Genomic DNA, 10,852 nt, shown 5'->3' with positions numbered 1-10,852 from the left:
TGGCACAATAATCTTTAAACCCTTTTGGCAGGTTTTTCGACCAAAGAATAGTAATGTTTGGCTCAGGCGATGGCCCCAGATTGTAAAGTGTATTCAGGAAACGGAACGATGTTTTGGTTACTTTGCTTCGTCCGTCGATCAACAAACCACCAATACTTTCGGTTACCCAGGTTGGGTCGCCGGCAAAAATCTGGTCGTAAGCTTCCATACGCAGGTGGCGAACCATACGCAGTTTCATAACAAACTGGTCGATGTACTCCTGTGCATCGGTTTCGGTAATTTTTCCGTCTTGAATATCCTTTTCGATAAAAATATCGAGGAAAGACGAAACACTACCCAACGACATGGCAGCACCGTCTTGTTCTTTAACCGCAGCAAGGTAAGCCATGTAAGTCCACTGAACGGCCTCCTGTCCATTTTGTGCCGGGCGCGAAAGGTCCAGGCCGTAAATGGTTCCCATCTCAATCATGTCGCTTAAAGCGCGGAGTTGCTCCGAAACTTCTTCACGTAAACGAATGGTAGCATCAGTCATCGGACCGGTAATCTTTTGCAGATCCTCTTTTTTCCCTTCAATCAAACGGTTGATACCGTATAACGCAACACGGCGGTAGTCGCCAATAATTCGTCCGCGGGCGTAATTATCGGGTAACCCTGTCAGGAAACCCAGCGAGCGGAATTTCCGGATCTCGTCGGTGTAAGCATCAAAAACGCCGTCGTTGTGGGTTTTGGTGTACTTGCTGAAACTCTCGTGAATGATTGGGTTTGGTTCCAATCCGTGTTCCGATAAAGCTTTTTTAACCACATTGTAACCTCCGAAAGGTTTCATGGCACGTTTTAGCAATTTGTCGGTTTGCAGGCCAACAATTACTTCGCTTTCTTTGTCGAGGTATCCGGCCTCGAAAGCCGTCAACCCCGAAACTACATTTACATCCACATCGCGTAAACCATTGTTCTGGCGCTCTTCTTTTAGGGCATCTTTACAAATGTCCCATAATTTGCTGGTGCGCGCTGTCGGGCCTTCCAGAAATTTGTGATCGCCGGTATACGGGGTGATATTTAAAGTTACAAAATCTTTCACTTCAATGGCTTTACACCATCGTCCTGTTTTGAAAGTGTTTTCTAAATCCATAAACTTTTACCTTTTTCTAAAATAAACTCTTACTAAACCAATTTGTTTGCAAAAGTACTGCTAAAAAACTTCTTGTATTATCCCTATTTGTGGGGATTTTGCTTTCTTGTTAATGTCTTAATCTTTACCTAAAATTCAGGTAATATTGCAACTGGTTTGAATTTTCTTCTTTTGAACCGGACGCGATAATATTCACCGAATAGTAGTTGAGGTTAAACTATAATCGCTCATATTTGTATTTATTGAAAACTGAATAAAAATGGCAGGGCATCATCACGATCATGGGCATCACCACCACCATCATCACGAAATAAGAGGGAAAAAATTACTGTGGGTAACGGTTTTAAATCTTTCTATTACAGTGGTCCAGGTAATTGGTGGAATTATCTCGAATAGTCTGTCGTTACTGTCTGATGCACTGCATAATCTGGGCGATTCGTCGGCTATCTTTATTGCTTTTCTGGCGGGTAAACGAAGCCGGAAACCTTCGGATGAACAAAAGACTTTTGGTTATAAACGTGTTGAAATTCTGGCCGCGCTTTTTAACGGAGTGGTACTGATTGGCATTTGTTTGTACCTGTTTTTTGAAGCCTACGAACGTTTTGTGAATCCGGAGCCCATAAAAGGAAAGATCATGTTTATTGTGGCTACATTTGGTTTGCTGGCCAACCTGATTTCGGTTTTTGTGCTGAACAAAGATAAAGATCACAACCTGAATGTACGGGCTGCATACCTGCATTTGCTGGGCGACACATTTTCGTCGGTGGCGGTAATTATTGGTGGTATTGCTATCTGGAAATTCGAGGTTTTCTGGATCGACCCGCTGATTACCGTTTTGGTGGGTATTTACATTATTTATCATACCTGGGATGTGGTAAAAGAAACGGTTGATATTTTAATGCAGTCGACGCCCACAAATATTGATTTGGGAAGAATAAAAGAGGAAGTGGAGAAGATTCCGGAGATCGATAATATTCATCATATTCATGTTTGGAGGCTCGATGATACACAGATTCATCTGGAGGCACATATTAATATGGAAGGTAACATTAGTATGTTGGAGTTGATGGAAGTTCGTGCAAAAGCAGAGAAACTGCTTCACGATAAATTTGGTATTGACCACATAACGCTGCAAGCCGGTTACGATTGTTGCGACAACAATGCTGAAATGCTTGCACATTAAGACCAATTTGTCTGAATTCCCCTTTTTAAGGGAATGATCTTCAACCAAAATCATCATTTTACGCGATTGTCAGCCCGATAAAAAACACTGAATTTTACACTGGCAATTTTAAATGACTCGCGTATGATTTTTTCATTTATATCATCACTAACGGTTAGCTCATCGCAAAACGAGCTGGTGTCGTCGGTTTTTATCGACTTTTCATTTTATCTCATCATCGCCGGATTGATCGGGTGGGTTTTATTCCGAAAAGAAAAAGGGAAATACATTAGCAAAGCCTTAATGACCTTAATGATTGTAGCTCCTTTGCTGTTTCTTATTTTGAAACTTGGAAAATTGTAGGTCTATTATTCGGAAAAACTGTCAATATCTATTAAACCGTTGGCCACAGCATAAATAACCAGCGCGGCTGTAGATTTTACGCCAATTTTACTACTGATGTTTTTGCGGTGCGAAATAACCGTGTGGATACTTATAAAAAGTTCTTCGGCAATTTCCTTGTTCGATTTTCCGCTGGCCAGCAGCTTTAACACATCAATTTCTCTTTCGCTTAAAGTATTGTCGATATCGTTGTTTACGGCAGGCGTTGCTTTAAAGTGTTTCGAAATGATCTGTGTAATGGTTTCTTGCCTGTCGGTAACAAAAATATTATCGGCAAAATTGTCGTAAAGAGTGCGGTCGTAATGATTGGAAATCAGCCCCACAACATTGGATTTATTATATAGCGATAGCAGGTTGTTCAGGTTCTTTTTCGAGTTGTTTAGTGTAACCGGGTTTATGATTACAATCTTAAACAGATTGGATTGTCCAAACTTCAAGGCCTCTTCAAGCGTGTCGGCAAACGACAGCTCTACGCTGTCTTTCATTTGTTGCAGAATAGCAGCAATTCCTTCGCGAATAATTACCGAAGGTTCGATGATTAATATTTTACAGCGCGTTTCCAATTAGTTGAGGCCTTGTTTTTCAAATTGTTCCACCTGTGGAATTAAAATCTCATTTTCAATTTTTGAATGCGTTTGCAGATCCGCATCCAACCCGAAAAGCGCAAATAATATTTTACGCCTCAGGTTATTGTCGGCCTTTTGTGGAAGATGCTCGATCAGTAGTTTTTTTACATCATCGAGTTTTTCCTGGATATCATCGTGATGCTCCCGGTAATCGATAACCGAATAATTCTCGGCAGCGTTGGCGTCAATAAGGTTTAAAATGTATGGGAAAACCGTGTTGTTTTCGTAATCAAAATGCTGGTCAACTTCATGCTTATAATCGTTAAAAAAACGCTCAACCAACTGCATTTCGGGCTTCTGGCTGAATTCACTCATCAGGTGAATGTTCTGAATAATCTCAGGGAAAACCTCATCCGAATAATAGGCATGTGATTTCATCAGGTAATTAACTACCTGTTTAATTTCAGGCGCACTAAAATTCAAATCCTGATGATACGAGCTGTCGATGTTAAGATTGGCCACCATTAAAAAAACTTTGGGGCTGATATTGTTTTCCAGGCAAATCTCCTCAACTGTTTTTTCCCGAACGCCCAACTTTATTCCAAACCGCTCCAATACAAGAATTAACTGTGGGTGGCTGAAAAGCAGTTTCGACATTTTTATGTTTTTCTGAATTTGTTCCTGCTTTGATCCCATGCGAAATAATTTGAGGACAAAATTACAAATTTTATTTAGAAACAATTAAAATAAGCACGGTTTGTATGTAATATGAGGTGTTTTGCTCCGTTTCTTTTCTTTGTAAATTGTAACGGTTTGTGTTGTTTAATATAGTTATCACCGAATTTGTGATCTTTTTTATCGAAAAACTATCAGCATCACCTATCTAATATTTGTAATTTCGTTGCTTTGACATTTCGGGGATGCATGTGACTAGTAGAGCTTATTTTAGCAGCGTATGATGTCTGATAAAGGATGATTTTGAAAAAATACCGCAATGCTCATAGTCAATTAACAACCTTTTTACGTCACATTATTGAAAGAATTACTAAAACTAAAAATAGATGAAGTTTAGAGCGATTATTTTTTTGATGGCCATTTGCAGCCAAAGTTTGTTTGCTCAAAAGAATTTTGAAGTTGATGTAAGTAAAACCTTAGCAGAAGTACAACCGGATATGTACGGTGTGTTTTTCGAGGACATAAATTTTGGCGCCGATGGTGGCCTTTATGCCGAGTTAATTAAAAACCGTTCGTTCGAGTTCGACCAACCATTTGTGGGGTGGTTGCCTTTCGGAAATGTAGAAGTAAAGGATGAGGCTCCATGTTTTGATCGCAATCCAAATTACGTTCATTTAAACGAAACCGGATTACGACGTGGCACCGGCCTCGAAAATAATGGTTTCAGAGGAATTGGCTTTAAGCAGAATGATACCTATCGGTTTTCGTTTTTTGCCCGCTCGTTGGATGGTGGCGAAAAGAAATTTGGAATTGAGCTGGTAAGTTCAAATGACGATATTATCGGACGAGGAGAAATTCTCGTTTCCGGTACTGATTGGGAAAAATATCAATGTATTATAAAATCGAATGCCACGGATGCAAAAGGTAAAGTTCGCGTGGTTTTAAGAACAGCCGGAGAGGTTGATCTGGATCATATTTCAATGTTCCCAACCGAAACCTGGAAAAACCGCGAGAATGGTTTGCGCAAAGATTTGGCAGAAGCGCTTTACGAATTAAATCCGGGAGTATTTCGTTTCCCCGGCGGGTGTATAATCGAAGGAAATACGCTGGAAACCCGTTACCAATGGAAAAACAGTGTTGGCCCTGTAGAAAACAGACCGTTGAATGAAAACCGCTGGAATTACACATTCAAACACCGCTTCTTCCCCGATTATTATCAAACTTATGGTTTAGGATTTTACGAATATTTTTTGCTGAGTGAAGATTTGGGTGCTGAGCCACTTCCGGTAATTAGCTGTGGCTTGGCGTGTCAGTATGAAAGTCACGAATGTGTGCCGGTAGGCGATTTGCAACCTTACATCGATGACGCAGTTGACCTGATAGAATTTGCCAACGGACCGGTAGATTCTGAGTGGGGAAAAGTACGTGCCGAAATGGGGCATCCTGAACCTTTTAACCTGAAATATTTGGCCATTGGAAACGAACAGTGGGGCGAAGGATACGTAGAACGTTTGATTCCTTTTATGGAAGTACTTCGTGACAAACATCCGGAAATAAAAATAATTGGAACTGCAGGGCCGACACCTGACGGAGAGAATTTTGACTACCTGTGGCCCAAAATGACAGAACTAAAAGTTGATTTGGTTGATGAACATTATTACCGCAGTCCGGAGTGGTTTTTGGCCAATGCTGAGCGTTACGATAGCTACGATAGAAACGGGCCAAAGGTATTTGCAGGAGAATTTGCTTCGCACCACAAAACCCGCAACAACAATCTGCGTGCGGCTATCTCTGAAGCTGCATTTATGACCGGTTTGGAACGTAACGCCGATATTGTTCAACTGGCAACTTACGCACCTCTTTTTGCACATTACGATGCATGGCAGTGGAAACCCGATATGATTTGGTTTGATAACCTGCAAGTGGTTCGTACACCCAATTATTATGTGCAGCAAATGTATGCACACAACACCGGAACAAATGTGTTAAGCATTACTGCTGATGGGGCAAATATTACCGGACAGGACAGTCTTTATGCCAGCGCGGTAATCGATAAAAACACCTCTGAAGTGATTGTGAAAGTTATCAATGCTTCGGATGTGGTGCAGGATATTAATATCAATTTGAAAGGACTGAAAAGAGCAATTAAAAAAGCTGAAGTGAAAATAACTTGCTTGCATAGCAACCAACCCAACGCAATTAATACACGAAAAGCACCAAACACATTAGTGCCTGCACATTCATCGGTTTGGGCCGAAGAAAGTGGCTTTAAACTAAAGGTGCAGGGAAATGCATTTTATGTTTGCCGTGTAAAAATTGAGAATTAGAAGCTAAAAATTAACTTTTATCTATAATTTGATAATCCCTATCGTCACTTCGTTCAAATTGTCTCCGTCAGCTGACGGAGGACTGGAGCGCTGAAAAAGCGACAGGGGGGTGAATTTTAAATGAGGGTAAAATAATTACAATCGAAAGTACACAAGATTAAAAAACTTTATACAAGCATTTAAGAAGCTGACCATAAAAGGTCAGCTTTTCTTTTTGTATAAGTTTTTAAGACATTTGTGATAGTAAGAGTATGTACTGCTATTACTTTTGTAGATTAGTGGTTCACGTTAATTTATATGAAAAACCGGCTTAAAATAATTCTGATTTATATTCTTCTGTTTTCTTCGGGAATTGTATATGCAAATGCGGGAAGACTGAGTTTTACGCATTACACCAACGAAGATGGCTTGCCTTCGTCATACATTAAAAGTATTTGTCAGGATCAGTTTGGTTTTATTTGGGCAGCAACTCGCAGCTCGGTTTGTCGTTTTGACGGTAAATATTTTAAAACCTTTCAGGCAATTGATGAGCACGGAAATTCTTTTGATATTTGGAGTAAATGGAATTATTTTACAAACGACTCCATATTGCTGGTACAAAACACCAACAATATTTTTTATGCGTTCAACTTAAAAAAAGAATTTTTTGAACCTTACGATCCCTTAAATGATTTAGGAGGTGTTACGGCTGTTAGCGAATCACAAGAAGGATTTTGGATATTTAGATCGGATTCGATTTCATTCTTTGATACAAAAAATCATCAGGAAAAAAGTTTTAGGGAAAAAGTTGATTTTGCAGATCTTCCAAAAGAGGAAAGAATATTTAATGTTCGTGAAAAAAATGGTCGGTTAATGGCAGTAACCGACAAAAACAGGTTACTAATTTTTGATCTGCAAAGGAAGCAACAAAGGTATTTTCAGCTGCCGGGAGATATTTATGTTCCTACTCTTTCGCATTTTTACATGGACAACAACAATTATGTGTGGATTGGAAATTATGCCAATGGTTTGTATCAAATTAATCTCACCAATGGTCAGTCGCGCAAATTCTCTGCTACACAAAAGGGAAACAGGCATTTGTTACATAATCTTGTTCACGTTATAAACGAGGATCAACAAGGCCGTGTTTGGATTGGAACAGAAGATGGTTTATGTGTTTGGTCGCCTTATACCGAGTCGTTTGATTATTATCAGCACGATATCCGAAATCCACAAGGTATTAACACAAATCCTATTTATGATATATTTTGCGACCGGGATGGAAACATGTGGTTGGGAACCTATTTTGGAGGTATAAACTTTTGGAACAACACACCCGAGTTTTTTCGTGTGTGGCAAGCCGGTACCGGAGACCAGCACCTATCTGGGAGTGCGGTAAGTTGTATTACAGAAGATGAAGCCGGTACAATTTGGGTTGGAATGGAAGATATGGGAATCAACCGGATTGATCTTGAAAAAGATGAGGTTATAAGAGTGATTAATGAAAACAATGGCCTGTCGTTTAATAATGTACACGATTTACTATTTGAAACGCCTGATCGATTATGGATTGCAACCTATACCGGAGGCGTTAACATTTTGAACCTTAGGAATAACAGGTTTGAATACATTAATACCGAAAATCATCCTGAACTTCCTTCGAACGATATTTACAGTCTGTTGCATGTTGGCGATAGTATATTTATTTCAACATCGGCAGGAGTGGCCGTTTACAACACCACTACACGCAAATTTGCCCGTTACCAGCCCGATATATTTGATATGGTGCAGGTAGAATTTATGTTCGACAGTGAAGAACGTATCTGGTTTTCATCGTATAGTGGAACGTATTATTTTGATAAAAAGAAACATGAGATTGGGAAGATTGACAAGTTCGATTTTCTGAGAAATATAAATTTTGCAAAAACCGATTCAAAAAACCGTCTATGGATTGGTGACTGTTTGCATGGTTTGAATGGTTACGATCTGGAATCTGATTCGATATACACTTACAATGAATCTAACGGTTTCCCGTTTTCGTGGATTTTTAGTCTACAAGAAGGCAATGATGGATATTTGTGGGTGAGTGGCGATAAAGGATTGGTGAAGTTTAAACCCGAAACAGGTGAAATTGTATGGTATAATCGTGAGTCGGGATTACCGTTCGAGCAGTTTAATTTCAGAGCATCGTACAAAAGTCATAGCGGCGAGATTTATTTTGGAGCCAACCGTGGAATGCTTTCTTTTAATGAAAAAGATAAAGAAGATATAAAGAAAGAGCTCGATGTGGTTTTTCGAGGTATACAATTGTTTAATCAGCCTCTGGTGCCGGGCGAGAATCAAGCATTGGAAGAATCGCTTAACCTGCACCCTGAGATTCATTTAAAGTACAAGCAAAACGTTTTTACCATTGAATATGCAGGATTACATTTTCGAAATAAGGGAAACTGTGAATATGCTTATTATCTCGAAAATTTTGAGACATCTTGGAACTACGTGGGAAATCGTGATTTTGCAACCTACACCAACCTTGGTCCGGGCGAGTACTTTTTTCATGTAAAAGCTTCAACAGATAATACGGCATGGGGAAGCAAGGCAAATACATTGAAAATTATTATCGAGCCTCCGTTTTGGTTATCAAAATGGGGATTCTTTGTTTACTTTCTGCTTCTGCTGTTGGTGCTGATAGTTTTTTTTGTAGTGGCAAGCCGAATTCAGAAATCCAAAGCCCTTGCCGAGATGGAACGACGGGAACGTGAATATCATACCGAATTAAATAACTTTAAACTGGAGTTTTTTACCAACGTATCGCACGAACTTCGTACCCCATTAACCTTAATAGTTGGGCCGCTAATGCGAATACTTGACGATGATAAACTTACTCCGGCTTTAAAAAAGAAGATGAAAGGCATAATGAATAATGCCCATCGCTTGCTTATGCTTATTAACCAGCTTCTTGAATTTCGGAAAATTGAAAACGGAAAGGAAAAACTCAGGGTAAGTCACCAGGATATTACCACCATGCTACAGGATGTGGAAGAGGCCTTTATTGAGTCGGCAGAATCGAAATCTATTGCATTCTCCTTTCAAACCATTAATCTTGATTCAAGTATTTGGGTGGATTGCCAGAAACTTGAAAATGTTTTGATTAATTTGGTATCGAATGCGCTGAAATTTACAAAAGAAGGTGGTGAAGTTAATGTGAGGGTAGAGTTAACTGAGGAGGAATCACCTTATAACATACTGAAAATTACGGTAGCTGATAATGGAATTGGAATCGAAGTATCGAAGTTAAGAAAGATTTTTGATCGTTTTTACCATGTAGATGGAACAAACGAAACTCAGGTTGCCGGTTCCGGAATTGGGTTGGCATTGGTTCACAGTTTGGTAAAACTACACAAAGGAACAATCGGCGTGGAGAGCGCTGTTGATAAGGGTGCCGTTTTTACCGTTCAGTTTCCGGTGTCGCGAAAAGCGTATAACGACGATGAAATTTTGATAGGAGCTGATCAGTATATTCCGCATGTAACCCTGGCTGACGATATGAAACCCGTTCCGGTACTGCGTGATGAGGTAGAACGACTTAGTACTAATCCAACTATTTTGGTTATTGATGATAATCGTGAGTTACTCGAATTTATTTCAGAAACGATGACCAATGATTACAAAGTGGTAACCGCCATTGACGGTACCCAGGGAATGGAAAAGGTTGAGGAATCGCTGCCTGATCTTATTATCAGTGATGTGATGATGCCTGGAATTGATGGTTTTGAGCTTACTCGTAAATTAAAAAACGATATCCGCACCTCGCACATTCCAATAATTCTGTTAACCGCAAAAAGTGGTGAAGAGAATGAATATGAGGGCTTGCAGACCGGTGCCGACTACTACATTGAAAAGCCATTTTTGCCGCATATACTTGTGAAGCTGATTGAAAACGTGCTTGCTACACGCAAAAGTTTAATCGAACGGTTTAAATCGGATGTGCAAATGTTGCCTATAGATGTAGCTTTTTCCGAGTCGGATAAAGATCTGATTGAGAAGATCACCAGTCTTATAAAGGAAAACATAGACAGGCCAAATCTCGATGTATCGTTTCTTGTAAACGAAATTGGTATAAGTCGTTCGTTGCTGCATGTAAAGCTGAAGAAATTAACCGATTGTTCGGCAACCGAGTTTATCCGTTCTATACGTTTGCGCGAGGCCGTAAAACTAATTGCTGATGGAAAATGCAACATTTCCGAAGCTGCTTACAAAACCGGCTTCTCAAGCCCTGCCTATTTTAGCAGAAGATTTAAGGAATATTTTGGTGTTACACCAAAAGCTTATTTCAATCAATAATCTCGTGCAATTCACCTTTAACACCACTAAATAACTTTTCAAATTAGTGCTTCCCTTTTGCCGCATTTCTGACGAGTAAGAAATGGGTTTATTTTGACTTATTTTTTAAGATATTGATACCCAGCAAGCACTCCCGTTTTGTGCAATGCATGACCCACTTTTATAACTTCATTTCGAGAAGCAGAGACTGTTCCTTAGTTGGTTGCAAAATCTTGGTTTTAACTTTCCGTGATTGGGGCAAAATGTACTTTAGCTGTCTAATCTCTTTTAT

At 39.6% G+C, this 10,852-nt stretch carries 7 protein-coding genes; 4 read left to right on the top strand and 3 right to left on the bottom strand.

The genetic code is table 11. The annotated features are described in order from the left end of the window. A partial coding sequence (locus tag ABZB17_RS15660; RefSeq protein WP_372651386.1) for a pyruvate formate lyase family protein occupies positions 1-1,129 on the bottom strand: 1,129 nt, incomplete at its 3' end. A gap of 259 nt (positions 1,130-1,388) precedes the next feature. Between ABZB17_RS15660 and ABZB17_RS15655 the strand changes: the two genes are divergently transcribed. Together ABZB17_RS15655 and ABZB17_RS15650 are read left to right on the top strand one after the other, a co-directional pair. Continuing rightward, the gene (locus tag ABZB17_RS15655) at positions 1,389-2,312 is read left to right on the top strand and encodes a cation diffusion facilitator family transporter (protein WP_372651384.1); all 924 of its coding nucleotides are present in this window, start codon (positions 1,389-1,391) and stop codon (positions 2,310-2,312) included. Between the two features lie 123 nt (positions 2,313-2,435). Further along, complete coding sequence (locus tag ABZB17_RS15650) at positions 2,436-2,654, top strand: hypothetical protein (RefSeq protein ID WP_045028152.1); 219 nt, start codon at positions 2,436-2,438, stop codon at positions 2,652-2,654. A 5-nt stretch (positions 2,655-2,659) separates the two neighbouring features. Here the strand turns inward: ABZB17_RS15650 and ABZB17_RS15645 are convergent, their stop codons facing one another. Together ABZB17_RS15645 and ABZB17_RS15640 are read right to left on the bottom strand one after the other, a co-directional pair. Continuing rightward, positions 2,660-3,256 (bottom strand): response regulator transcription factor, encoded by a 597-nt coding sequence (locus tag ABZB17_RS15645; RefSeq protein ID WP_372651382.1) that lies wholly within the window; start codon positions 3,254-3,256, stop codon positions 2,660-2,662. Further along, positions 3,257-3,955 carry a hemerythrin domain-containing protein gene (locus ABZB17_RS15640; RefSeq protein ID WP_045028157.1) on the bottom strand — a complete coding sequence of 233 codons (699 nt, stop codon included), beginning with the start codon at positions 3,953-3,955 and terminating at the stop codon, positions 3,257-3,259. It lies immediately after the preceding gene. Positions 3,956-4,320: 365 nt separating this feature from the next. Between ABZB17_RS15640 and ABZB17_RS15635 the strand changes: the two genes are divergently transcribed. Both ABZB17_RS15635 and ABZB17_RS15630 read left to right on the top strand, forming a co-directional pair. Further along, on the top strand, positions 4,321-6,261 hold the full coding sequence (locus ABZB17_RS15635) for an alpha-L-arabinofuranosidase C-terminal domain-containing protein (RefSeq protein ID WP_372651380.1): 1,941 nt from the start codon (positions 4,321-4,323) through the stop codon (positions 6,259-6,261). 297 nt (positions 6,262-6,558) lie between these two features. Further along, positions 6,559-10,581 carry a two-component regulator propeller domain-containing protein gene (locus ABZB17_RS15630; protein WP_372651378.1) on the top strand — a complete coding sequence of 1,341 codons (4,023 nt, stop codon included), beginning with the start codon at positions 6,559-6,561 and terminating at the stop codon, positions 10,579-10,581. Positions 10,582-10,852: the final 271 nt, after the last annotated feature.

Source organism: Draconibacterium sp., from assembly GCF_041583095.1.
In the GTDB taxonomy this organism is placed as follows: Bacteria; Bacteroidota; Bacteroidia; order Bacteroidales; family Prolixibacteraceae; genus Draconibacterium.
The sequence above is the reverse complement of the archived record's forward strand: the minus strand, read 5'-3'. Positions and strand labels throughout refer to the sequence as shown.

Coding starts and splice junctions, on each gene's coding strand:
- ABZB17_RS15650 (WP_045028152.1), top strand. CDS start 2,436: ATGATTTTTTCATTTATATCATCACTAACGGTTAGCTCATCGCAAAAC.
- ABZB17_RS15655 (WP_372651384.1), top strand. CDS start 1,389: ATGGCAGGGCATCATCACGATCATGGGCATCACCACCACCATCATCAC.
- ABZB17_RS15630 (WP_372651378.1), top strand. CDS start 6,559: ATGAAAAACCGGCTTAAAATAATTCTGATTTATATTCTTCTGTTTTCT.
- ABZB17_RS15635 (WP_372651380.1), top strand. CDS start 4,321: ATGAAGTTTAGAGCGATTATTTTTTTGATGGCCATTTGCAGCCAAAGT.
- ABZB17_RS15640 (WP_045028157.1), bottom strand. CDS start 3,955: ATGGGATCAAAGCAGGAACAAATTCAGAAAAACATAAAAATGTCGAAA.